24 protein-coding genes are annotated in these 24,205 nt (G+C 44.0%); 3 read left to right on the top strand and 21 right to left on the bottom strand.

The features are described from left to right. Window positions 1-22: 22 nt before the first annotated feature. The 10 genes from C1E99_RS02870 to C1E99_RS02825 all read right to left on the bottom strand — a co-directional run bounded on the left by C1E99_RS02870 (window position 23) and on the right by C1E99_RS02825 (window position 10,159). Window positions 23-973 carry a helix-turn-helix transcriptional regulator gene (locus tag C1E99_RS02870; RefSeq protein ID WP_105120194.1) on the bottom strand — a complete coding sequence of 317 codons (951 nt, stop codon included), beginning with the start codon at window positions 971-973 and terminating at the stop codon, window positions 23-25. 33 nt (window positions 974-1,006) lie between these two features. Continuing rightward, window positions 1,007-1,537 carry a hypothetical protein gene (locus tag C1E99_RS02865; RefSeq protein WP_105206536.1) on the bottom strand — a complete coding sequence of 177 codons (531 nt, stop codon included), beginning with the start codon at window positions 1,535-1,537 and terminating at the stop codon, window positions 1,007-1,009. Window positions 1,538-1,553: 16 nt separating this feature from the next. Further along, window positions 1,554-3,416: an AAA family ATPase gene (locus C1E99_RS02860; RefSeq protein ID WP_238146195.1), complete on the bottom strand. Its 1,863-nt coding sequence runs from the start codon at window positions 3,414-3,416 to the stop codon at window positions 1,554-1,556. A 256-nt stretch (window positions 3,417-3,672) separates the two neighbouring features. After that, window positions 3,673-4,182: a hypothetical protein gene (locus C1E99_RS02855; RefSeq protein ID WP_105108891.1), complete on the bottom strand. Its 510-nt coding sequence runs from the start codon at window positions 4,180-4,182 to the stop codon at window positions 3,673-3,675. An 81-nt stretch (window positions 4,183-4,263) separates the two neighbouring features. Then, entirely contained in the window at window positions 4,264-5,025 is a 762-nt protein-coding gene (locus C1E99_RS02850) for an ester cyclase (protein WP_105206535.1), read from the bottom strand. Between the two features lie 11 nt (window positions 5,026-5,036). Next, window positions 5,037-6,551 carry an ABC transporter permease/substrate-binding protein gene (locus tag C1E99_RS02845; RefSeq protein ID WP_105206534.1) on the bottom strand — a complete coding sequence of 505 codons (1,515 nt, stop codon included), beginning with the start codon at window positions 6,549-6,551 and terminating at the stop codon, window positions 5,037-5,039. Continuing rightward, window positions 6,551-7,282 (bottom strand): ABC transporter ATP-binding protein, encoded by a 732-nt coding sequence (locus C1E99_RS02840; RefSeq protein WP_105206533.1) that lies wholly within the window; start codon window positions 7,280-7,282, stop codon window positions 6,551-6,553. The genes C1E99_RS02845 and C1E99_RS02840 overlap by 1 nt, the downstream gene beginning before the upstream one ends. Next, window positions 7,275-7,724 carry a MarR family winged helix-turn-helix transcriptional regulator gene (locus tag C1E99_RS02835; protein WP_105206532.1) on the bottom strand — a complete coding sequence of 150 codons (450 nt, stop codon included), beginning with the start codon at window positions 7,722-7,724 and terminating at the stop codon, window positions 7,275-7,277. Before C1E99_RS02835 ends, C1E99_RS02840 begins: the two co-directional genes overlap by 8 nt. Continuing rightward, entirely contained in the window at window positions 7,699-8,688 is a 990-nt protein-coding gene (locus C1E99_RS02830) for a zinc-binding dehydrogenase (RefSeq protein ID WP_105206531.1), read from the bottom strand. Before C1E99_RS02830 ends, C1E99_RS02835 begins: the two co-directional genes overlap by 26 nt. Before the next feature lie 163 nt (window positions 8,689-8,851). Then, the gene (locus C1E99_RS02825) at window positions 8,852-10,159 is read right to left on the bottom strand and encodes a nucleobase:cation symporter-2 family protein (RefSeq protein ID WP_105206530.1); all 1,308 of its coding nucleotides are present in this window, start codon (window positions 10,157-10,159) and stop codon (window positions 8,852-8,854) included. 216 nt (window positions 10,160-10,375) lie between these two features. On the opposite strand from C1E99_RS02825, the gene C1E99_RS02820 reads away from it, so the two are divergent. Then, complete coding sequence (locus C1E99_RS02820; protein ID WP_105206529.1) at window positions 10,376-10,957, top strand: xanthine phosphoribosyltransferase; 582 nt, start codon at window positions 10,376-10,378, stop codon at window positions 10,955-10,957. A gap of 41 nt (window positions 10,958-10,998) precedes the next feature. Here the strand turns inward: C1E99_RS02820 and C1E99_RS02815 are convergent, their stop codons facing one another. The 3 genes from C1E99_RS02815 to C1E99_RS02800 form a co-directional block, all read right to left on the bottom strand. Beyond that, window positions 10,999-11,727 (bottom strand): pseudouridine synthase, encoded by a 729-nt coding sequence (locus C1E99_RS02815; RefSeq protein WP_105206528.1) that lies wholly within the window; start codon window positions 11,725-11,727, stop codon window positions 10,999-11,001. Next, window positions 11,718-12,287, bottom strand: coding sequence for a GNAT family N-acetyltransferase (locus tag C1E99_RS02810; RefSeq protein WP_238146193.1), 570 nt, complete (start codon window positions 12,285-12,287; stop codon window positions 11,718-11,720). Before C1E99_RS02810 ends, C1E99_RS02815 begins: the two co-directional genes overlap by 10 nt. A 237-nt stretch (window positions 12,288-12,524) precedes the next feature. Beyond that, the gene (locus tag C1E99_RS02800) at window positions 12,525-13,694 is read right to left on the bottom strand and encodes an MFS transporter (protein WP_105108882.1); all 1,170 of its coding nucleotides are present in this window, start codon (window positions 13,692-13,694) and stop codon (window positions 12,525-12,527) included. 129 nt (window positions 13,695-13,823) lie between these two features. Here C1E99_RS02800 and def point away from each other — a divergent pair, with 129 nt between their 5' ends. Beyond that, a complete protein-coding gene (gene def / locus C1E99_RS02795; RefSeq protein WP_105206527.1) occupies window positions 13,824-14,438 on the top strand; it encodes a peptide deformylase in 615 nt (204 codons plus the stop codon). Window positions 14,439-14,482: 44 nt separating this feature from the next. Here def and C1E99_RS02790 read toward each other — a convergent pair whose 3' ends face one another. Then, window positions 14,483-16,825 (bottom strand): hypothetical protein, encoded by a 2,343-nt coding sequence (locus C1E99_RS02790; RefSeq protein ID WP_105206526.1) that lies wholly within the window; start codon window positions 16,823-16,825, stop codon window positions 14,483-14,485. Further along, the gene (locus tag C1E99_RS02785; RefSeq protein WP_105206525.1) at window positions 16,822-17,706 is read right to left on the bottom strand and encodes an ABC transporter ATP-binding protein; all 885 of its coding nucleotides are present in this window, start codon (window positions 17,704-17,706) and stop codon (window positions 16,822-16,824) included. The genes C1E99_RS02790 and C1E99_RS02785 overlap by 4 nt, the downstream gene beginning before the upstream one ends. 410 nt (window positions 17,707-18,116) lie before the next feature. Between C1E99_RS02785 and C1E99_RS02775 the strand changes: the two genes are divergently transcribed. Then, window positions 18,117-19,007, top strand: coding sequence for a helix-turn-helix domain-containing protein (locus tag C1E99_RS02775; RefSeq protein ID WP_105206523.1), 891 nt, complete (start codon window positions 18,117-18,119; stop codon window positions 19,005-19,007). Window positions 19,008-19,204: 197 nt separating this feature from the next. Here the strand turns inward: C1E99_RS02775 and C1E99_RS02770 are convergent, their stop codons facing one another. The 6 genes from C1E99_RS02770 to leuB form a co-directional block, all read right to left on the bottom strand. Further along, window positions 19,205-19,465, bottom strand: a complete 261-nt coding sequence (locus C1E99_RS02770) for a type II toxin-antitoxin system RelE family toxin (protein WP_044759577.1) — start codon at window positions 19,463-19,465, stop codon at window positions 19,205-19,207. Between the two features lies 1 nt (window position 19,466). Beyond that, window positions 19,467-19,688, bottom strand: coding sequence for a type II toxin-antitoxin system RelB family antitoxin (relB, locus tag C1E99_RS02765; protein WP_044759578.1), 222 nt, complete (start codon window positions 19,686-19,688; stop codon window positions 19,467-19,469). A gap of 370 nt (window positions 19,689-20,058) precedes the next feature. Next, window positions 20,059-20,844, bottom strand: coding sequence for an L-threonylcarbamoyladenylate synthase (locus tag C1E99_RS02760; RefSeq protein WP_014638675.1), 786 nt, complete (start codon window positions 20,842-20,844; stop codon window positions 20,059-20,061). Window positions 20,845-21,182: 338 nt separating this feature from the next. After that, complete coding sequence (leuD, locus tag C1E99_RS02755; protein ID WP_105206522.1) at window positions 21,183-21,776, bottom strand: 3-isopropylmalate dehydratase small subunit; 594 nt, start codon at window positions 21,774-21,776, stop codon at window positions 21,183-21,185. Continuing rightward, window positions 21,776-23,155, bottom strand: coding sequence for a 3-isopropylmalate dehydratase large subunit (gene leuC, locus C1E99_RS02750; RefSeq protein ID WP_105206521.1), 1,380 nt, complete (start codon window positions 23,153-23,155; stop codon window positions 21,776-21,778). Before leuC ends, leuD begins: the two co-directional genes overlap by 1 nt. Continuing rightward, window positions 23,152-24,204: a 3-isopropylmalate dehydrogenase gene (leuB, locus tag C1E99_RS02745; RefSeq protein ID WP_105206520.1), complete on the bottom strand. Its 1,053-nt coding sequence runs from the start codon at window positions 24,202-24,204 to the stop codon at window positions 23,152-23,154. Before leuB ends, leuC begins: the two co-directional genes overlap by 4 nt. Window position 24,205: the final 1 nt, after the last annotated feature.

Genomic DNA, 24,205 nt, shown 5'->3' with positions numbered 1-24,205 from the left:
GGACAAATAGTGTCCCCTATATCTAATTTTTATAGTTTTCCTGCATATTTTTGAGGAAATGTTTCATATCTTCTACAAGCGAAGTCGGGGAAAGCACAGTCAGTGCATCTGCCTGACTCAGCAACCAACGTTTTAAGCCTGGTGTATCTTGACTTACAAATTCAATGATGTTGCCTTCGGAGTTGATTTCGATAATCTTTGCTGTCGGAAATTGATCCAAGACAATGGTTGGATCGTAGCTAAATTTGACTCTTATAGTTATTTCTCGCCCCATAAAAGAATCCACGCGCTTATTCCGTACCTCACCATCTCGAAACTTTTTGCCATAAGAAATAGCTGGCTTCTTCTCAGTCGAAAGTTTCCATTCTAAAATCCGATCTAACTTTAAAGTCATATAGGATGAATGTTTTAGATTATAAGCTACAAGGTAAAAGTAATGACTATCGTAGTAGAGTGACACAGGAAAGACTGTGTGTTTCTTTTCTACATTGTAGGGAGATTGGTAGCGAATATCTAATACCAATTCCTTACGAATGGCCTCTGACCATTCCCAAATCTTATCAATTCTGTTTTGAGTATCTGAAAGCGGGGCATAGTTTAAGAGTTCACTGGCGATAATGGCAGAAATTTCTTTCTGCTCATCTTTCGATACCAGAGCAAACAAGCTATCTAAAACAGCCTTATTTTCTTCCTTATTCAAAGCACGATTTTCTAGCAAAATCTTAGAAATGGTTAGAATTTCCTTTTTGTTAAAAAGTGATTTCCCTTTCAAAAAGCGAGTATGGTACTTGGAATCATAGGCTAACTCTGCTGCAATCATCGGCTGACTTTCGATAAATCCTCCTAGAAGGGCAAAATCTCTCTGAATTGTCTTCTCACTGACTCCAAATTCATCTGCCAACTGTGACTTTTTCAGATGTGCTCCTGATTGTAAACGTAAAAATATGGTAAGCAATCTTTCTTGGTCGTTCATATAAACCTCAATTCTAACAAGATTATACCACTCTTAACAAGTCAAATTCAATAAATTTCCTTGGTAAAGAATCTTGCTTAATGAGTCGTTTGAATTATCAAACTCACAACCTGTTACCAGTAATTTTCCGCCTGTTTCTAGATAACTTTCCAAAATTCTTGCCAACTTCTTCTGAATCGCATCGGTACTATTATAAAATTCTTCAATATTTTCAATCATCACAACATCAAATTCTTCTAGAAAATGAACATTTTGTACTATTTCTATAGCCAAACTGACTCCGACTACTCTTTTCACCTTCCTATTCATCTCTCGATAGTAAAATTCTATGTGGTCAACAAAGCTCCTTCTGATGTGATCAACATCTGAAATAATATATAAAAGTTGTCCGATATAGCTCTTTTGTGTGATTCCAAAAAAATCACTCACTTCCCGATTGATACTGTCAAAAGAGCTTCTCACCTTGGTATCCGAGTCCAAATTTCTGTATAGTAAATCTATAAATATTTCTAAAATTTCCATATCATTAAACACAGCGTTTTCTTTCAAACCATTGTTACTCATGTGCAATTCCTTTCTTCTATCCCTGTAATCCAAAACCTATTAGCCGTTGAGTTGATTCCAACTCTGATAATTCTTGAATGGCATTTTTAATATCAGCTTCTATTACGACATTCATCTCTGTTTCTTCTAAGGTCCTATTGCCTATCTTTTCCATCACCCGAGTTGCCTGTTGATACAAGATAGCTTCTATTAATTTACGAACATAGCGTCCATTACCAAAATGTTCATTTCTAAAACGACTCAAAAAGTGCGAGCGCAATGCACTCTCACAGCTCGATTCAATGGAATAGCCCTTATTACTCAACATTATTCTAAAAATTTCATAGAGTTCATCCACGGAATAATCTTCAAAATGAATGATGTTTGAAATTCTAGATTGTAATCCCGGATTCGTATCTATAAAATTGTGCATCAAATCTTTATAACCGGCAAAAATAACAACTAGCTCATTACGACGATTTTCCATTTCTTGAATAATGGTGGGTATAGCTTCATTGGCAAAATCTCTTTCACTCCGTGGAATCAGACTGTAAGCTTCATCGATAAACAGTACACCACCACTTGCACTATCAAATACCTTTTTTATTTTTGGCGCTGTTTGACCAACATATTCCCCAATAAGGTCTGCTCTTCCCACCTCTACTATCTTGTTTTCTGCGATCAATCCATGTTCATATAGGATTTCTGTATAAAGACGAGCTACCTCTGTCTTACCCGTCCCGGGATTTCCTGTGAATAACAAGTGCCCGTTACTTTCCTCGACATGATAACCTCTTTCTTTCCTAAGTTTCGATAGCTGTTCAAAAGCAACTTGTTGTCTGATCAATTTTTTGACAGATTGAAGACCAATCATTTGATTCAGCCTCTTCTCAGCTTGGCCACATTTGCTTTTAGATTGTTCCTTTTGCAAACTAAAGTGACCCAGATCCAGCAATCCATTTTCTTGACAATAATTGGTTGCCACCGCATATTCATGGATTCTCTGAACCATTCGTCGAATATCTTTTGCGTTGTTGAGATTTGAAGCCTTTTCTACATACTCCCTAACAATTTTCTTGTCTATACTAATTCGTCTTTTTGCTAATAGTTGAATAGCAATTTCAACTAGTTCATCATGTGTATAAGGTGGAAACTCGATAATATTTACATTGTAGTATTCCTCCTGTAATTCTATTTCTATTTTTTTAGCTTCTTCGGTCGATTGAGTAATTAGAATACAAATATTATTCTCCTTCTTTGTATTGATATTAGCGAAAAGTTCTAATTTAGGACGAGCCCTTGCCTTAAAATAGTCATAAACAACTGGAAATTGCTTTTCATCAGTCTTAGGAAGAAAGTATTCACTACAATGAATATCAACCGCTTTCAAGTCGAACAAGCGTTCTAAATATTGGAGAGCATATTTTCGTCCACTGCCTTTTTGACCATTGAAAATTAAGAAAAACGGCTCTTTCGTATGCGATTCTAAATAGTTTGATTGATAGTCTAAATAGTTTACAAAATTCTGAATGCTATTTTTAAAGTCGCTGAGTCCAATCATATTTTCTGACAATACATCTGCATTCGGAGTAAGACCTTGCTTATTTTCCGTTGATTGCTTCAATAAGAAATAATCAAATTCTCCCAACTGTTCACGTCCAACTTTGTCAATAAAATCATCCTCAGTTATTGAAGAATAGCCATCTAAATAGACATCCTCTTCCCAAAGTGACTGAACCTTTTTTGCTATTTCTCGTTTTGTATTTGCAGCTCCCGTTACAATAAATAAATCTTCTTTTTCCTTCAAAAAATACATCCAATTATTTTCTTGTGCGAAAGATTCACTCGGTCGCTCTAGTTGCTGTACATCTCCCATTAGTTTTATGTGATAATAGTTCATCTTTACCCCTCTATTCTGATATTCTCAATAAGAAGTATATAAAAATAGATGGACAAAATATGTCCATCTTCGCTTATTATTAAACTTAAGTATTATTCCACCCTACTTTATTTTCAGTGTAGCTTGGCTCAAGAGCAATACCACTGCTTAGAATTCCTTCAGTAAGACACAGACAACACACTGTCCCGTTCATTCTCTCAATAGAAGAAGACCTGCATTAGATTTTCAAAAAATAAATATATCCAAACAAATCTCCCTACTCCACACTCTTAATCCGTTTCTTAATCTTCTGGCTAAACTCAATCATCCTCCGCTTTTCCTCCGGCCAGATTTTGGTCACACGGTCCACGGCAATAATAAACACAATGACCACCGCATAGTCTTTGGCACTATCAATCACACCTAAGTTTTCCAAAATAGTCAGGACTAGGTAAAAGCTAAACAAGATAGTTCGTTTGGGTAGTGCCATCAAAAACTCAATTCCAGCCTTGTAGCCCAGATAAATCTGCCGATTGAGCCCTCTGGCTTTTTCCAAACGACGATTGATAAAGGCACGAATGCGATTATAAAACCAATCGGACGTAAAAAAGAGGGACTGAATGGCGATAGCAATAAGCGCCAGATTGTTAGCATGCTTCTCCGTCATACCAGACACTCTGGCAATGATGTAGGTCCAGTCCCCATTATCAATCCACATCCAAATCGAGAGATATACAACAGCACCTGCCACCACAATCAAGGGAAGAGCACGAAGGTATTTAAGCATGAGCAACTACTCCAATATCTTTTTTTCTATTATCAACCAAGAAACCAAACAAGTCAAGAAAAAAGAAGGAGACATCCCCTCCTAAAACTTCCCTAAATTCGTCAAATCTTTTTTCTCTGGCATGACTTCTTTGTTGTCCCAGTGTTCCACAATCTTGCCGTCTTTGAGGCGGTAGATGTCAAAGTGGGCGTAGTCCTGACCTGCAATCCAGACTTTCGAGTAAGCCACCACGTAGTCACCCTGTCCCATCACCTTAAAGACAAAGTCGTAGTTGACTTGATTCTCCACAAGATAGTCCTTATAAGCCGCACCGCCTTGGGCAATCTCTTGGTTGTGCTGAATCAGATCAGCTCCCACATAGTCGTCAAACTTCTCGATTTCGCCGTTTTGAAGGACATCGACCAAGAAACGACGGACGATTTTCTTGTTGTCCTCAGTCTTGTCTAGGTCTGTCAACTCAAAGTCGGCATAAATCGGGTCTGTTTGACCAATGGTTTTTGGATAGGCATCGATGACATCCCAATGCTCGACGATACGACCATTTTCATCTGAACGGAAAATGTCCGCCGTCACCCACTCAGCCTCACCGCCATTGAGTTTCTGGTGGACATGGACGAAGACAAAATTTCCGTCTTCAATGGCACGGACAATGCTGATTTCCCGCTTGGGATTGCGTTTGAAAAAGTCCGCAAAGAAAGCCGCAAAGCCCTCTTTCTCATCAGACACACCCGTACTGTGCTGGGTGTAGCTGGCTCCCATATAGTACTCATGTACTTCCTTGATTTCCCCGTCGCGAATGCCACGGAGATAAAGATTTTTAGCGTTTTCTAATTGATTTGACATAACATTCTCTCCTATTTTAGTAGAGTTTCTTTTTCTAAGTACTCCCTGGCCACCTCTTCAGCCGACTTGCCTTCCACATCGACCGCATAGTTCATCTGGGTCATTTCCTCGGTCGATATTTTGCCTGAAAGAACCCCCAAAACTTGCTCCAACTCGGGATATTTGTCCAAGGTTTCTTTTGTCAATAGCGGAGCGGCCTGATAGGGTGGGAAAAGCTGTTTGTCGTCTTCCAGGATTTTCAGCTTGTAAGAAACAATCTTGCTATCCGTTGAGTAGGCATCAACTAGCTGCACATCTCCGTTTTTAATGGCTTCATAGCGAAGGGCAGGCTCCATGGTTTTGACATTAAGATTGAGCCCGTACAGATTGGTCAGACCGATATTCCCGTCCTCACGGTCATTAAACTCCAAAGAGAAGCCTGCGACAGCTGTCTGCTGCACTTTTGCCAAATCCAAAATCTTTTCAAGACCGTTTTTCTGAGCATAGTCTTCTGTCACAGCTAAGGCAAAGGTATTTTGAAAGTCTGTCGGAGCCAGATAAACCAAGCTATCCTGCTTCAAAATCGCTTCTTTTGCGTAGGTATAAACCTCCTCAGGATTGTTGGACAGGTCAGACGGTGGACTAGTCAAAAGAGTGGTCGTAATGGTACCAGTGTACTCTGGATAAATATCAATCGAGCCTGACTTAAGGGCTTCGTATAGGAAGCTGGTTTTGCCAAAGTTTGGCTCCAGCTCCACCTCAATATCCGTCTGGTCTTCAATCAAGAGCTTGTACATATTGATGAGGATTTCAGGCTCTGCCCCCAATTTCCCAGCGATGACTAGCTTTTTCGATGAAGACTGATTGAGCGGAACATAGCTAGCTCCGACCGCCAAGAGTGTGACCAAAAGTGTCGCCAAAATAGTCCGTGGTTTCTTGTCCTGCAAGAACTTGATAATGGAGCCAAAGAGAACTGCCAAGACGGCTGACGACACCGCCCCAATCAAAATCAGGGCCGAATCGTTGCGGTCAATTCCCAAAAGGATAAAGGATCCTAGACCACCCGCACCGACCAAGGCCGCAAGCGTTGCCGTCCCGATAATCATAATGGACGCCGTCCGAATACCAGACATGAGAATAGGCATGGCCAAAGCCAGCTGGAACTTACGCAGTTTTTCCAGCTTGGTCATTCCAAAGGCTGTCGCAGCTTCTTCCAGGGAAGGATCGATTTCCGAAAGTCCCGTCAAAGTCCCCTGTAAAATGGGGAAAATCGCATAGATGACCAGAGCCACCACCGCAGGCAACGTGCCGATGCCCATAAAGGGAATGAAAAGCCCCAAGAGTGCCAAGGAGGGAATGGTCTGGAAGACCCCTGTCACCTGCAAACTCCACTCGGTCAGCTTTTTCTTATTGGACAAGATCAAGCCCAGCGGTACCGCAATAGCAATAGCGATGATTAAGGCCAAAAGGGAAATTCGCAGGTGCTCAAAGAGGGCTGTCAGCCAGTCTGCCTTGCGTTCGATAAAAGTTGTAATCAACTGATCCATTAGGCACCTCCCCGATTTTTCATAAATTCAACAACAAAATCATTAGCAGGCTGGTTGCGGAGCTCATCAGGCGTGCCCAACTGAACTACCTCACCTGCCTTCATCAGGCAGATACGATCTGCCAACTTAACTGCTTCATCCATATCATGCGTGATGAAAACCGTTGTCATCATGAATTCCTCATGCAAGTCTTTGATTAAGTCCTGCAACTGCCCTTTACTAATAGGGTCTAGGGCTGAGAACGGCTCGTCCATAAGCAAGACCTTAGGATTGGCAATAATAGCTCGCAAAATGCCTATTCGCTGCTTTTCTCCCCCAGACAAGTCCTTGGGCAGACGGTCCAGGTAGCTGTCTGGATCCAAGCCCACCTTAGTTAAAAGTTCTCTTGTTTTTTTCAAGGTTTCATCCTTGCCCAAACCTTTCATTTCAGGAATAAGAGCGATATTTTCAGCCACGGTCATGTTTGGAAATAAAGCAATCTGTTGCAGGACGTAGCCGGTTTCCAAGCGTAGCTCACGTAGGTCAAAGTCTTTCAGCCGCTTGCCCTGAATCCGAATATCTCCGTCTGTCTGCTCAATCAGACGGTTGATCAACTTCAGCGTCGTTGTTTTTCCGCTACCGCTTGGCCCAATCAGGACAAAGAATTCTCCCTCCTGAATGTCAAAAGTCAAACTCTTCAAGATTGGCCCGTTGACCTGACAGGTCAAGGATACATTTTGGTACTCAATCATTGGTTTCTCCTCCTAAGATTTCCGTCAAGGCCTGTCCATAGCGACCAAAGAGGTCCAGTAACTGCCCCTGTTCTTCCAAGCTGAACTGGGACAGGGCTGTTTTTTCCGCCTCTTCCAAGGGGTCCAAAATCCGACTGGCATAGACACGGCCTTCCTCAGTCAGCTTGACCTTTTTAGGCCGTTTGTCTGCTGGATTTTCCTCAAAAAAGACATAGCCCTTATCAAGAAATTTCTTAATGGTGGCATTGACCACCTGCTTACTAGAGTAAGTCTTCTTACTGATCCAATTCTGCGTCACACCTCTGGACATATAATAAATAAACATCAAAATAGATAAGGACTTGCCGTTTAGCCCCTGTCGCCGTGCATAACCCTCGTAGAGCCCGACCTGCTGGTCAAAGATACGGGCCAAGTTCTTACTCCGCTGTCTCAATTCTGTCATCATCTTCCTCCCTATTCAGCACAATCACCTTGCCAAAAGCCTCCGCTCCCTCTAAATAGCGGTGAGCCTCCTGTATGGTATCCAAACTAAAAATCTTCTCAGGACCAACTGGCACCTGATAACGAGCTAGGTAGTCAAACATCTCCTGCAACTTGTCCTGATTGACATTGCCCGAATAAAAGGTAGTCAAATAGACATTCTGCCGCAACTGCTCAATGGGGTCAAAGTCCTCCAGATACCACTTGCCACCCAGCTGCCCCGTCGAGCAGACCATACCACCCTCCTCCAGATGAGCCAGGGAATCCGCTAGAGTAGCAGGACCAACCAGCTCAAGAATCTTGCTGAAGGTCAGATCTGTCTGCAAACGCCCCTCTTTTTCGAGGATGACTTGGCTGAAACCAGAGGCCAGCAGCTGATCGGTCTTTTCTAGCTTGCGGACAGAAGCGTAGATAGGCAGGTCTGGAAACTGGCTCCGCACTAATTTGACAAAGGCCTGTCCAACCCCGCTAGCCCCCGCACGCACCAAGATCCGATCTGACGCTTCCAGCTTGAGATTTTTCATGGAACCGTAGGCAGTGTAGTAAGTTTCAGGGACGCTAGCTAGTTCTGCCCAGCCCAAATCAGTCTGGACAGGGTAGAGGATTTGATTGGGGACCAAGGCATACTCGGCATAGCCACCGTCAAAGGCTCGACCCAGCTCGCCCATAATAGATACAACCTTTTGCCCGACTGGTAACCTTTCTGGCTCTGTCGTTTCCTCAATGACGCCGACCAATTCAATCCCCAAAATCCGTGGAAATACTACATTTGGTGACAAGCCCTGTCTAGTAAAAATCTCCGAATGATTGATCCCAAATCCTTTGATTTTTACCAAGGACCAACCTGTTTTCACCTGCGGTTTAGCAATTTCTTTTACTTCCAAAACCTCTGGCCCACCAGCTTTTGAAACCACAACAGCTTTCATAGGAACTTCCTTTCGTTAGTCAAACTTTTTTACTATTATAGCAGGAAAAGAAAAATAGTCAACATTTTTGACTATTTACTTCCCAGTAATTCTAAGCTGTTTTCTATTTTTAAGACTTGAGCTCAGCCTCTTTTATCAAACTGATTTCATTTTGACAAACTACTTATTTTTCCTTCAAGACAAGATTCAAGACAAGTGCAGCCAGGGTCCCTGTTGAAATACCTGATGAGAAGACCATTTGAAGAGCCGACGGAAGATGACTCAATAATTCTGGACGAACGGTCACTCCAATCCCCAGCGCAAAGGCAATGGAAATAATCAAAAGCTCTCGGTCTCCAATTTTAATCGTTGCAAGAGTCTTAATCCCTTGGGCAGCAACCAAACCGAACATGATAATCCCAACACCACCAAGAACAGGCTGAGGCATGATGGAAATCAAGGCTGATAATTTGGGAAAGACACCAAGTAGGGTCAAGATAATACCTGCTAGAATCATGACATGACGACTAGCAACTTTTGTCAAAGTAATGAGGCCAACGTTTTGTGAGAAGGCTGTATTTGGACCAGCCCCAAAAATACCGGCAATCAAGGAACCAACGCCATCTGCTAAAACACCATTTGCTGCCCGCTCAGAAGAAATCTTTTGATTTGAGGCTTCTCCAATGGCCATCATAATCCCCACCGTTCCAATCAAGGATACAACATAGGCCGGGATGAAGGCTAGAATAGAAGATAGGTCAAATTTTACACCATAATGGAAAATTTTAGGAAGAGCAAACCAGGCTGCTTCTCCAACAGCAGACATATCTACTTTTCCAAGCAGAATACAGAGGACATATCCAAAGACCATACCGAAGAAGACTGACGCTGTTTTCAGCATTCCTTTACCATAATGATTCAATGCCAGAGTAAAGACCAAGACGATAAAGGCAATACTGATATTTTCAACTGAAGCGTAGTCTGATGCGCCAGCTCCACCAGCTGCCCAGTCCATACTCACTGGCATGAGGGTAATACCGATGAGGGAAACAACAGTCCCCGTAATCAACGGCGGAAAGAAGCGCATCAAGGGTTTGACAAAACGACTGAGAGCAATCTCTACAAATGAACCAGCAATGGTTGCTCCTACAATACCAGCAATTCCCAACTGACTACCAACGCTGATTGCTGGATTGGCAAAGGTAAAGTCCGTCCCCATCATACCAGAGACACGTGAACCAATTGGCCCCAAACCTTTAGATTGCAAAATGGTGGCAATCCCAGCAACAAAGATAGAGGCTGATACCATAATAGAAGTATCTTCTACCGATAAGCCCAAGGCACTTGCAACGACTAGAGGCACTGCGATGATTCCTGCAAAAGCGGCTAAAATATGCTGAAAAGCAAGCAAAACAGCCATCCCTTTTGGTGGTTGTTCATCAATTCCGTAAAGCATATCCGAAGAATGTTCATTTGTTATTTTCTGAGACATGATTTCTCCTTCTTTATTCCTAAATAATGGTATTAGTCTAACAGAAAATATAATCATTTTCAATACATTTCACTCCATCGAGCAAAGAACGTTCGTTTTCTTTAGAGATTTTTGTCAATTTGTAAAAAATTCCAATCCGAAAATTCGTTTATTGTTTTGATTTTGGCAAAAAAATGCTATAATACACAAAAGTAGCATTTGGAGGAAAAGATAAACATGAAAGCTTTGGAAGAACGCATTTTAAAAGAGGGTCAGGTATTAGGAGAAAACATCTTAAAAGTTGACTCATTCTTGACCCATCAGGTTGATTTTCGCTTGATGAAAGAAATGGGGCAGGTCTTGGCAGATACCTATCGCTCTAAAGAAATTACCAAGGTTGTCACGATCGAAGCCTCAGGTATTGCACCAGCCGTCTATGTTGCAGAAAGCTTAGATGTGCCAATGATTTTTGCTAAAAAGCATAAAAATATTACTATGACCGAAGGCATTTTGACTGCCGAAGTCTATTCATTTACCAAGCAAGTTACGAGCACCGTGTCTATTGCTAGTAAGTTTTTGTCACCTGAGGACCGTGTTCTAATCGTTGATGACTTTTTAGCCAATGGACAAGCAGCAAAAGGCTTGATTGACATTATCCAACAGGCTGGGGCGCAAGTGGCTGGGGTTGGTATCATCATCGAAAAATCCTTCCAAGACGGTCGCCAGCTCTTACTAGATGCAGGTGTCCCTGTTACTTCTCTCGCTCGTATTGAAAAATTTCAAGATGGACAGGTTGTTTTTGCAGCTGCGGATATTTAAAAGGACTTGCTTCCAATCGGGAGCAAGTCTCTTCTATTTATCTATAATTCCACACCAAAGACTTCTAATTGCTTTAATTCGGCAGCAGTCAACCTGCGGTATTCTCCAAGCGCTAATTTTGGATCTAAGCGAAGAGGACCCATGGTCAGTCGTTGCAAGTCTGTCACCGTCTTTCCACAGGCCTGCACCATGCGTTTGACCTGGTGAAATTTCCCTTCTCGGATAGTAATGTCAACCAGTGAGGTCTGTTTAACCTCAGCCATCTCCAAGATAGTCAACTGGGCTGGCTGACAGGTAAAGTCTTTCAGCTCAATTCCTGCCACAAATCGTTCGACATCCTCTTGGGTCATGATTCCGTCAACCTGTGCACGGTAGCGTTTGTCCACATGTTTTTTCGGAGAAAGCATAGCATGAGCTAGCTGGCCATTGTTGGTCAAAAGGAGCAAGCCATGGGTATCAATGTCCAAGCGTCCAACTGGAAAAATTTCCTTCTGGCGAGCTGTATCATCTAGCAAGTCCAAGACAGTCCGATGACGGTCATCCTCGGTGGCTGAAATAACTCCCTTGGGTTTGTTCAATAGATAGTAAACAAAGGTTTCATGGCTCAAGACCTGGCCTGCTACTGCAATCTGGTCCGTCTTTTCATCAATCTGTTTCTTGGGGGACGTCTCTACTTGGCCATTGACTGTGACTTGCTTGTTTTTCAGGAGTTTCTTGACTTCTGTTCGACTGCCAACACCGCAATCCACTAAAAATTTATCTAATCGCATACGAGTTTCTTTTCCATTTTGATATAGTCTGCTTGCTTTTCTCTTTCTGTAAATCCAAGAGCATGAAAGAGGGTTTGAGCTGCTTGATGAAAGCTGGCAACTGTCAGGTTGATACTAGCTGGCTGAACATGCTCTACTAAATAGTCTTCAATAGTCTGGTAGAAAGCTCTGCCATTTCCCTGACCTGTCAAAGACGGTTTCATGCCCAAACGAATGTCAACGGTCTCGCCATCTTGGTCCATACAGAAATAGCCCATGAGGGCGGCATTGCGGATGACTGCAAAAAAGCGGTCCCCACGCGCCTCTGGTAAAATCATCTCAGCATAAGTCTCGGGGTTTGCACTAATCGTATAGGCATCCAAAGGTGGTTGATAGCACCATTGGTTAGCAATTTCCAATGCCAGATCCTGGGGCAGGGGCATGATGTAAAAATAATCCATTCTTCGGAAATTTTTTGCCAAATTTTTAATCCGACGGTTTTGGGTGGCGTAATGATCTGTCTGATAGACATAATCCACATAGCCCTGCTGATAGGAGGGAATCATGTCCTTAAAAATCAACTGAACATCCTCGGGAAAACGGAGTATTAATTCATTTAAGCGGTTGTTTTCTAACATAGGAATATTATACCAAAAGAGGCTGGGCTCAAGCCCAGCGGCTACTACTCAACGTTTGTGTCAACATCTCAGCGCAGTGGTTGATTGGCAGATTTGTTCGTGTATTACACTCCAAATCTGACCTAATCAACTGTGCGGGGGTGAGAAGACGAACTCTTTTTAGACCAGTCGAGTTCTTTCTCACTCCCACTTCTTCAGTTGTTTATAAATCAAGCCAGCGCTTATCAAGGCACAGCCGATGGCGTAAATACCAAAGGCACCTGTTGGGGTTGGGTTGAGTTTTTCCAGATAAGTCGGCAAGATGGCAGATGTCGCACCGCCGATATTGCAGCCCATAAGGACGATTGTCATGACTGCATTGAGCAAGGCCTTAGGCGCCCGGTCTGTTACCTGACTAAAGACAATGGTCAGAATGATGCTGTAGAAAAATCCTGACACCATGCCACCGAGTCCCAGCACCCAGAGATTATCCGCAAAGGCAATGCCGACAACCGCGAGTCCAAAGACCACGTAGGAAACAGCTAAAAGCCAGCCCTTCAAACGACCAACCAGGCTACTAAAGACCGTACCTGCCACAATCCCCATGACCTGCATAAGACTGAGAATCAGACTGGCTTGCTGAGCAGTACCGATGCCCTTTGCCAAAACAATCTGAGGAATACGAATGGTCAGGAAGGTATTGACATTGATAACAAAGAAGGCTAAGAATGCCAGATAAATGCCCATCATCCACATGGTCTTATCCAGTTTGACCTTGGGCGCATTCTCCTCTGCCTTTACCTCCATGCGAGCCAGCAATTCCTCCTTGGGTACGAAAATAAGGAAGAGAGCCAAGATGACCAAGGCAAAAAGGTAGACCAAGAAGGCAGGTTGCCAACCAAACTGGGTCAACCAACCGACAAGGAGGGTAAGCCCTGCGCTTCCCAAAACCTCTGCTGAACCACGCAAGCCCATCATCTGCACCCGCTCCTGACCAGTGAAAAAATTACCGATGATATTAATAGCACGCGCATTGATCAAGCCAATCCCCAAACCAAGCAAGATACGAGCCAATAAAATCAGAGGATAAGCAGTTAGAAACATGGGCAAAGCTCCGCCGATGGCCATAAGCAAAAGCCCTGCAATGATAATGTTTCGTTCAGACAAGAAACGGACAACTAGACCGTTTGCCAATAGAGTAACCATAATAGCAAAGGAGGTCACCGTAATCAAATTTTCCACCTGGGCCGCTGCAATTCCCTGCTGAGCAAAATACTCAATCATCTGCGGAATAGCTGGTGAAACTGCAAATGTCGAAACCAGCATGGTGGACAAGGCCAGCAAACTGGCTTTTTCTAAAATTCTTTTCATTTTTCTCCCTTTCAACGTTCGTCTTTTACTAGTATAACAGATTTGAAAGCGAATGGATAGAAAAGTCCGACTTTTATTCTCTCCCATTTCATGCTATACTTATCTTAACTATATTCAAAGGAGAGAATTATGTCTGTTATTGAACGATTGACAAAAGCTGCCCATTTGATTGACATGGATGACATCATCCGTGAAGGGCATCCAACCCTACGCCAGGTCGCTGAAGAAGTTGTATTTCCCCTATCTGATCAGGAAATTATTTTAGGCGAAAAAATGTTGCAATTTCTCAAACATTCGCAGGATCCAGTCATGGCGGAGAAAATGAAACTCCGTGGCGGAGTTGGTCTAGCAGCGCCTCAGATTGATGTTTCCAAACGCATCATTGCTGTCTTGGTCCCAAACCCAGAAGACGAAGAAGGCAATCCACCTGCCCAAGCCTACTCTCTACAAGAGGTCATGTACAACCCTAAAATCGTGGCTCATTCTGTCCAAGAAGCCGCCCTTGAAGGAGGAGAAGGTTGCCTATCTGTTGACCGCGAAGTCCAAGGCTACGTAGTCCGCCACGCGCGCGTGACTGTTGATTACATGGACAAAAACGGAGAAAAGCACCGCATCAAGCTCAAGGGCTATAATGCCATTGTGGTCCAACACGAAATCGACCACCTCAACGGTGTCATGTTCTACGACCGCATCGACCCAGAACACCCACTGGCCGTTAAAGAAGGCATGTTGGTAATTGAATAAACATAAGAAACTGACTGAAAAATTTTCAGCCAGTTTTTCTTTTTTTATGAAAATAGCAGAGCTAACTGCCTAAAGATCTCCTGCCCATCCAAAATCAGGTCTTGAAAGAGGAGGTAGTCCAGCAGAGCCAGCAAACCAGCTAATAGGATGAATACCACTAAGCGATTTGAAAACCGAACCTGCAAAAGATGATTGAGACTGACTAGAACAATTTCCAAGACAAGCAAGCCAAGCACCATCCACAAGAGATAAGGGGCATTTGGAAGGAACCAAGCCCAGAGTTCTTGTCCCCTCAGGAGTTCAAGAAAAATACCCCTCTCCGAATGTGAAAGCAAGATAAGGCCATCTTCCAGATAACCGATTCCTCCGACCAGACTATTGACTAGGAAAAGGCTAACGAGAAAGAACACTGTGAATCCTAGTGCCTGCCCCAGTCCCAGCAACCACTTGGTGAATAGAACCTGACGCAAATCCACAGGCTGGGTCTGATAGAGACGCCAGTTTTTTCCAGCAACTTCCACCGCCTTGCCCCGACTGCCAATCCAAACCGCCAGCAAGAGCACCACCAAATAGGCCGGACCATCAAAAAGAGAGCGCAGGCTGCCGATACCTGACAGATCTCTGGAGCGGTCCCAAGAGGGATCGTCTACTGGAACCAAGGCGTCATTTGTGTTAAAACGATTTTCCAAGCTGGTTAAAATGACATCCTTGCCCCGCTTAGTTGCTGGCACCCCAGTCTCCATCAGCTGCTTCCAGTAATACTGACTGACCTGATTGCGGGTCTGGTAACGGCGAAGATTATCTACCGTCTGGCTGGCCCCAATATCACCATTGGCAAAAGCTTTCTCCTCTCTAGCCCATAGATAGACCTGCTCTGCCTTCAGCATAGCAAGGTGACTAGCCGGCAGAGCCTGAGGTTTTTCCTGATATAGCTGCCATTGCTTGACATAGAGGTCCTTATAGACACGATATTCTTGCAAGAGACCAAGCCTCAGCTCCAACTCCTCTTGATAGCTCGTATCCTCTTTGACCAACTGCCTCAGACGGTTGATTTCCGACTGCAAACTCTCCACATAGGCCCCATCTTGCTCATAGGACTGGGCAACCAACTCCATCGAAAACCTCTCCTCTTTGGCAACCTCTTGCTTTTGTAGGCCTGTTACTAGGGAAAATAGCAGAGCTAAGAGCAAGTTGCCTAAGAGGAGCCCTTTCCAAGAATTGAGCCGACTAAGGAGGAGAGCATCAAACGACCAAACCTTGTCCAAACGCCCTGTGTCTAACTCCTTCTGATGACCAACTAGCAAGACCAGCCTTTTCTTTTCTGTCAGCACATAATAGGCAACGAAAAGCCCAATGGTCAGCAGGAGGAAAACATCCACCTGTAAAAAGACCTGTGAAAATCCAGCTGTGTCTAAAAAACTCGGAAAGGCGAACAAAGGCAGAATTTGACCTGACCAACCAGCTACTGCACCAGCCTGATAGGAAAGCCCCAGAGCCAATAGTAACCCTGTCACTACAAAAATCAGCCGACTGGCTAACAAGTGGTCCAGAAGTCCAAATAGCAGGCGAACAGCTAAGAGCAAGACCAGCCAAAAACCAAGCAAGAGAAGCCCGTAAAGCCAAGAGCCTATCAACTGACTCTGACCCAACATCTCAAGAGGAGCTTGAAAACTAGATAAAGCCAACTGACCTGTCAGCCCATCATAGACCAGGATAAAGAGCAAGCCTATCCCCACAACCAGCAAAAGCGAAAACAAGGAAGCAACCAAACGCCTCATCCCCTGCAAACTCAGACTATCCCATTGCCGCAACTGCCAAACTTGATGAGCCAGTGTCTTTTCCGACAGCTGATTGGCAAGCAGAAAACCAAGCACCAAAAATACAGGAAGAAAATCAAACAAACTTTCTAAGTAGGCTTGAATAATACGCCCTGTTGACCAAGCCTTGTTTTCAGGACCATCAGGCAATTGGTAAGCAAGCAACCAGTCATTCCATCTGGCTAAACGCTCGACTTCCGTTTGTGTCAAGGAATTCCGAGTTTGAAAAAGCTGTCGATTGCGACTGATAAAATAGTCCAAATCCTGATACATGAGTTTGCGGTAGTTGGGTATCAGTTCAAACTTCCCCTCATCCAAGGCCTGACTGATACTTTCAATATCGGATTTCAAGCCCACCATCCGCGGTGCTTCTTCTGACTCCTCCTCAATTTTTATATCTGCCAAGATACTAGCCAGTTCACTCAGTTCTTCTTTATAGGTTTCCACATAGGTCGCTTGGTGGACTTGGCGTTGAGAAATAGGAAGGTAGGCCAGACCCAGAAAACCCAGCACGAGCAAGCAGTAAAGAGGCGACCAGAGGATTTTCTTGATTTCAAAGTTCAGCCTCATGTCCCCTCACCACCTTCCTCCACGTAGAGATCACGGTAGAGGGACTCCATATAGTCGCTGGCTTTTGTAAGGCCAGCCACCTGCTGGATTGGAATACGATCCAGACAGTCTAGTAAATCTCTCTCAGGCAAGAAGATTTCCACCAGACCCTGCTCTGCCTTTTTCCATAAGAGTTGAGGATAATCCCGTAAAAATTCCTGAACCTGCTTGGAGTTTTCCACAGCAAGATGGTAATCATAATCAGCCGTCAACTCCACTTCTGTGGCAATCAACTTGCTGGCCTTGAGGAAATAAACCTGATTGGTCAGCTTCTCAATCTCCGACAGATGGTGGGAAGAAAGCAAAATGGCGACCCCTTCTGCTTGTAGGTTTAGAAGAAATTCCCGCTGTTGAATGATATTGGTCGGATCCAAGCCGATATGGGGTTCATCCAGCAACAAGAGCTTGGGCTTGGGAAGGACAGCCATGGCAAAGAGCAACTTCTGCTTCATACCCATGGAATAGCCAGCCAACCGCTTTTTGACATAGTAGCCCATCCCCAATTCTTCCACTAATGCATCCACTTCCTTTTTCCCCAGCTTGTGGGTGGCAGCCACATAGGTCAGATGGTCATAACCCGTCAACTGTGGATAAAGGGCTTGGGCATCCAACATGACAGACATATCTTGAAAAATCGCTCGGTCACTATTAGGACGACCATTGATGGTTACCGACCCACGGTCAGCGGTTTCTGTGTTGCTGATGATATTCAGGAGGGTGGATTTCCCCACACCATTGGGACCCACAAGAGCCACCAAGTCCCCCGCTTGCAACTCAAAGGACACATAGGACAAGACCTGGTGGGCACCGTATCGCTTGCAGACATCAACTACTTTTAGCATAGAAACTCCTTCCTTGGAGAAATGGCAGAGCGGTGCAGCAGACTTTCATCAGCTTAGTTAGCTCGGCTACTTCTTGACAGCCTTATACAGCAAATATAGCCCAACAAGAAAGCTCAGACTAGCTGCAGGTTTTAAAAATAGCACATGAATAAATGAATGTAGCCAGAACCAAATCTCTCTATCTACAATCTGAATCGAGTCCATATGAAATAATAGGACACTAGACGAAAGAACAATAACTGCACTTAAAAATAAGGTGTTTTTATCAATCTGTTTCATTAGGTTACACCTTTCACCAGCCTATTTTCTATATACAAAAAACAATACTTCCACATTATTATGATATACTATTTTTACAAATATAATTTATTTTGTTACATATTTTCACAGTTTTTTGAAAGGAGTAGTTTATGCGGTGGGATTACGGAAGTGTGTATAAGAGCATTCGGAAAAGTAAGCATTTGAGTCAGGAGCAGGTATGTGGAGATTATATCAATCGGACGACCTTGGTTCGCTTCGAGAAAAATCAAACCATTCCTAGCTACGAGCTCATGCGGTTCTTGCTCAAGCAAGTTGATATGACCTTCGAGGAGTTTGAATACCTCTGTAACTACTACCAGCCCAGCCAACGCCAACAACTGCTCTATGATATAGATAATCTCAGAAATCCGACCACGAAGACCATGGAGGATTTGATAAAGCGTTGCCAGGACCATTTGAAAAAAGAACCCAATGATATTCCTATTCACAGAAAGTGCCTCCTCCTGGAGACCGTTGTAGCTGTCCGAAAAAGTTCTTCTATCACCCAGCTTTCCGACGAAGCTGAAACCCTGTCCAAACTCCTCTGGTCAGAATTGGAACGATATGACAACTGGTACCATAACGATATTATCTTGGTCGGAACTCTTCTGTCTAAGATTTCTTCCCTTGATAGCCTTGAAGAAACTGCCAATCTTCTTCTAAAGCGATTAGAAAAATACAAGGATTACAAGCGAATCCAGCCCACCATACTGTCATACTATCAGTCTCTTTCTTATTTTTTCTTGGAACAAAGACAGTACAACAAGTCTACTTTTTTTGCCACCAAACTCATGGACCTAGCCAAGCAAGAAAAACGCTATGACCAACTATCCCGTGCCTATGTCTATCTAGGCATAGCCCAAAACAAGCAGGAACTGATTGACAAAGGACTACAAATCTTGGAACTGACAGACGAGAAAAGGATAGTCGACAACCTCCAATTTCTTATCAAACAGCACCAAACTGAGGCTGGGCAAAAAGTCCAGACTCGTTTCTCATAGTTCGTGTCAACATCTCAGCGCAGTGGTTGATTGGCAGATTTGTTCGCGTTTCACACTCCAAATCTGACCTAATCAACTGTGCGGGGGTGGGAAGACGAACTCTTTTTTAGACCAGTCGAGTTCTTTCCCACTCCCAGTTTTTTATGTGAGTACGAAAAAACGACCCTTTCGGATCGTTCTACTTCATATGTCAGCTATTAATAAATGTCTCTACGATGACCAAATTCAAGCGCCAGAATAACCATTTTGTTATCCTGTATATCGCAAATCAACCGATAATCACCTATACGATAACGCCACTCATTAGCATGGTCCCCTGTCAATCCCTTGCCATGCAACCTCGGATTAACTGTACCATCTAAGTGTTTATCAACCCATGCAAATAATAATCTTTGGATTGGCTTATCCAATTTTCTGATTTGTTTTTGTGCCTTCTTAGAATACTCTACATGAAACATACTACAGACCAAGTTCCTTCTTGAAATCAGCATGACTGATGGTTTCAGGATCCTTCTGGTACTCCTCATAGGCTTGACGGTAAATGCTCAAATCATACTCATCCTCAATATCACGCTCAAGCGCCTTCTTAAATAAACTTGAAAGACTTTGACCAGTCAATTGAGCATAGCTCTTGAAAAATACTTCTTCCTCTTTGTTTAATCGGATGGTTACTGTACTCATCATCTTACCTCACATCTTTGTGTGACATTGTAACACATTTTATATAAATTGTAAAGCAATACTAGATAGACTAGAGCAAAAACGACCCTTTCGGATCGTTCCTATTTATAGTTTATAGTCTTCAGTTTGCTTTTAGTACTAGCTCTAACTGTCTGGGAGACAGTTAGAGGTTGGAAATAGCACTTGCGGAGCAAGTCACCTCTGCAGCGTACGGCGAGGCGAGTTCTCTAATGATAAAATTATTTGAAGTTGGAGATAAGGAAACGGAGTTTCAAACTACCACTCTTTTAATGAAAGGTGGTAGGCTGAAAACCTCCACTGGAGCTTTTCAGTCGTCGACGTAATAAAAGATAAACTAAATGACGATATCTTAATAATATTCCCCTTGTCTATAATCCCACGAGTTGAAATGGTCAGACAGGTGCATCATGATTTTATCGATGTCCAGACCCTTACGGATGACAACTGGGCATGGGCTGATGGAACGGCTATCTGCACCTTGTTCTGGAATCAGTTTACCATCTTTGTCTACCATAGACACCATAACCCCTTGCTCATAGCGGGTTTCGATGGTCTTATCTGGCTGGATAGATGCCACATAGTCATCCGCCTCGATAATCAAGTCTACTTTAGACGCGATACGCTCACCGATACCTTCTACCTTACCACGATTTCCCTTACCTGACGGGTTAGCAGATGAAGCGTAGACCATACGACCTTCTTTTTCCCACATTTCCTTAGCAATCTGCTCGCCAGCCACACCAAACTTGATAACAAAGCAAGAAGTGCCACGAACGTCGGTCATCAACTCCTCACGACCGTCTCCATAAGCCTGCAACTTAGCATATGCCTCTGGTTTCCACGGCAGGATACAACCCAACAATATGTCCTCATCCCAATGTTTTTGGTAGAAAGCATCAATCTCAGGCGTCAGCTGCGCCAACTCACGAAGCTCCTCCATGCTACCACAAAGGACCACGCCCGGCTTATTACGCTTACGCTCTTTAGCATCAAACTTCCGCTCCAAGCCAGCCTTGTCAGCAGTCATGATGATGTAACCAACCTTCGTCGGGCAGACAATCACGCCTCCCTCACCCTTGATAATGTCAAAACCTTCTTGTGAAAGTGCGCCATCCCAGTGAATTTGTTTCGTCATAATAGTTTCCTCTTTTCTTTTGTTCCATAGCAGAGCGATCTGCTAGTTTTCTAGTATTTCGTAGGAGTCTTTCAGTTTGCTTTTAGTACTCGCTCCAACTATCTGGGAGATAGTTGGAGGTTGGAGATAAAGCGAACAAAGTTCGCATCAACAGCTGCAGATAGCTTCAACAGTCAGAGTAGTGACTGTTGAAGTTTAGAAATCATACTTACTATAGTAAGTAACGCTTGTAAAGTACGGCAAAGCGAGTTCAAATAATGATGAAATTATTTGAAGTTGGAAATAGGGAAACAGAGTTTCCTCGTTCGTCGCAGTAATAAAAGATAAAATGAAAGACTCTATTCTTGCCAGTAGCTTGGACGATTTACCTCATACTCCTCAATCAAATCCTGATACTGAAGGGTAATCCCAATATCATCTAGACCGTTGAGTAATTTGTGTTTCCAATCTGCATCGATCTCAAAATCAAATTCTCCAACTGGTGAGATAATTTTTTGTTGGTAGAGATCGACAGTCACCTCATCAGTCGATGCCAGCGCAGCCAATTTCTCCCGAACCTCACGGGGCTGAACGATTGGCAAAATCCCATTGTTCAAGTCATTGTTGTAATGAATATCCCCGAAGGAGCCTGCAATGATGACCTTGAAGCCATAGTCAGCTAGTGCCCAAGCGGCGTGCTCCCTAGACGAACCTGCCCCAAAGTTATCCCCTGTAATCAAGATCGTTGCCTGACGATATGGGGCCGTATTGAAGATAAAATCAGGATCCTCAGTGTACTTGTTATCCAGATAACGCCACTCATACATGAGGTACTTGCCAAAACCCTTCTTGTCAATCAGCTTGAGAAACTGCTTAGGCAAAATCTGATCGGTATCAATGTTGTCATTCATGAGTGGAACGGTCGTCCCAGAGTAGATTGTAAACTTTTCCATCAGACCACCTCCAAATCACGAACATCTACAAAGCGTCCTGCAATAGCTGCCGCTGCTGCCATGGCTGGACTACAAAGGTGGGTTCGAGAGCCAACACCCTGTCGATCCTCAAAGTTTCGGTTACTAGTCGATGCACAGTGGACACCTGTCGGCACCTTGTCTGGGTTCATACCCAGACACATGGAGCAACCTGGATCCCGCCATTCAAAGCCAGCTTCCAAGAAAATCCTATCTAAGCCTAGTGCTTCTGCAGCCGACTTAACCGGTCTCGAACCCGGAACCACAATTGCAGTCACATGATCTGCCACACGTTTGCCTTCAACAATCTTGGCGGCCACCTGCAAGTCAGAAAGACGGGCATTGGTACAGGACCCCAGGAAAACATAGCCAATTTCGATGTCCCTTGGACTTTGTCCAGGCTGTAAGTTCATGTACTTATACGCTCGTTCATCATTCATATCGCGAACTTCAGGAAAGGTCTCATCAAAGGATACCCCCATGGAAGGGTTGGTTCCCCATGTTACCATCGGTGCTAGATTTGAAACATCCATCTCGATGACCTTGTCATAAACTGCATCTGAATCGGATACCAATGTCTTCCAATCCGCCACCGCTGCCTCAAAGTCTTTGGGGCGTTTTTCCTTGTCCGCTAGATAATCAAAAGTGGTTTGATCTGGGTTCATAATCCCCATCTTGGATCCGAACTCGATAGACATGTTACAAATCGTCATCCGTTCTTCCATGGTCAGAGCATCAATAGCCTCACCCACATACTCGACTACATAACCAACACCCAGTGCAACACCATACTTAGCAATCAATGCTAAGACATAATCCTTGGAGTATATCCCCTTTTTCGGCTTACCAGTAAACCGTACTAAGAGCTTTTTGGGTTTGACCTGCCACAGGGTTTGAGTCGCAAAGACATGCTCTACTTCTGTTGTCCCAATCCCAAAGGCAATGGCCCCGAAAGCTCCGTGGGTTGCCGTATGGCTATCTCCACAAACGATGAATTTCCCAGGCTGAGTCAAACCAGTCTCTGGTCCCACCATATGGACAATGCCTTGATTGGCAGATCCATGTGGCGCATGTGGAATACCAAATTCCACCACATTGCGAGCTAAGGCATCCATCTGTGCCTTGGAAATGACATCACGAATATCATAAATATTAACCGTTGGAACATTATGATCAAATGTACCAAAGGTCAATTCTGGCCGACGGACCTGACGTCCAGCCTCTCGCAGACCATCAAAGGCTTGGGGACTAGTCACCTCATGGATATAGTGCTGGTCCACATAAAGGAGTTGAGGCTGACCTTCTTGCCCTGTAATCACATGGCGATTCCAGAGCTTATCGAAAATGGATTTTCCACTCATGGCGATCTCCTTTCAATCTGGGCAATAATAGCCTCCGTCATTTCTTTGGTAGTGGCGCTACCACCTAGATTTTTAGTGAAAATGCCCTGTGCAAAGACCGCTTCGACAGCTTGGCGAATGGTCTGACCTGCTTGGACCAAATCAAAACTTTCTTCCAGCATCATGGCAACAGACAGAATCATACTGACCGGATTGGCAATGCCCTGACCTGCAATATCTGGTGCCGAACCGTGAATAGGTTCATAAAGACTAGGACCTGCCACCGCATGACTAGCAGAAGGCAGAACTCCTAACGTTCCTGTTAGTACGCTGGCCTCATCCGACAAAATATCTCCGAAAAGATTTTCCGTCACCAAGACATCAAACCGACTAGGATCCGTAATCAAGAGCATGGCTGCACTATCCACCAACTGGTGCTCCAAGGTCACATCAGGGTAGTCCTTGGCCACCTCTTCCGCTACCTTCCGCCACAATTTTGACGTCGCCAGTACATTTTGTTTATCAATGCTGGTGACTTTTTTTCGTCTTTTTTGGGCTAAGTCAAAGGCAGAGCGGACAACTCGTTCAATTTCTTCTTTCTGATAGGTATTGCTGTCGCTGGCTTGGTCAATTTCAAGGATATGCTCCCCAAAATAAATCCCGCCTGTCAACTCCCGTACCATGACCAAATCCACACCGTCCAAGCGCTCCGCTTTCAGAGGAGAATAATCTTTCAGGCTATCAAAAATTTTCACAGGACGGATATTGGCAAAGAGACCCAATTCCTTCCGAAGTTGAAGCAGCCCTTGTTCTGGTCGAACAGCTGCATCATCATATTGAGGGCTACCGATAGCTGCTAACAAAATCGCATCCGCCTGACGGCAAGCCTGCAAGGTAGAATCTGGTAGAGGATGACCTGCCGCATCAATCCCAGCGCCACCAAAAGCTCTCTCCTCAATCTCATAATCAAATCCTACTTGCCCAGCAACAGCCTCGAGGACTGCTAGGCCAGCCTCCATGATTTCAGGACCGATTCCATCACCAGCCAAGGCTACAATTTTTTTCATCATA

Origin of the sequence: Streptococcus suis, assembly GCF_002964045.1 — a bacterium.
In the GTDB taxonomy this organism is placed as follows: Bacteria; Bacillota; Bacilli; order Lactobacillales; family Streptococcaceae; genus Streptococcus; species Streptococcus suis_U.
Note: the sequence above shows the minus strand (reverse complement) of the source record. Positions and strands in the feature narration are given on the sequence as shown.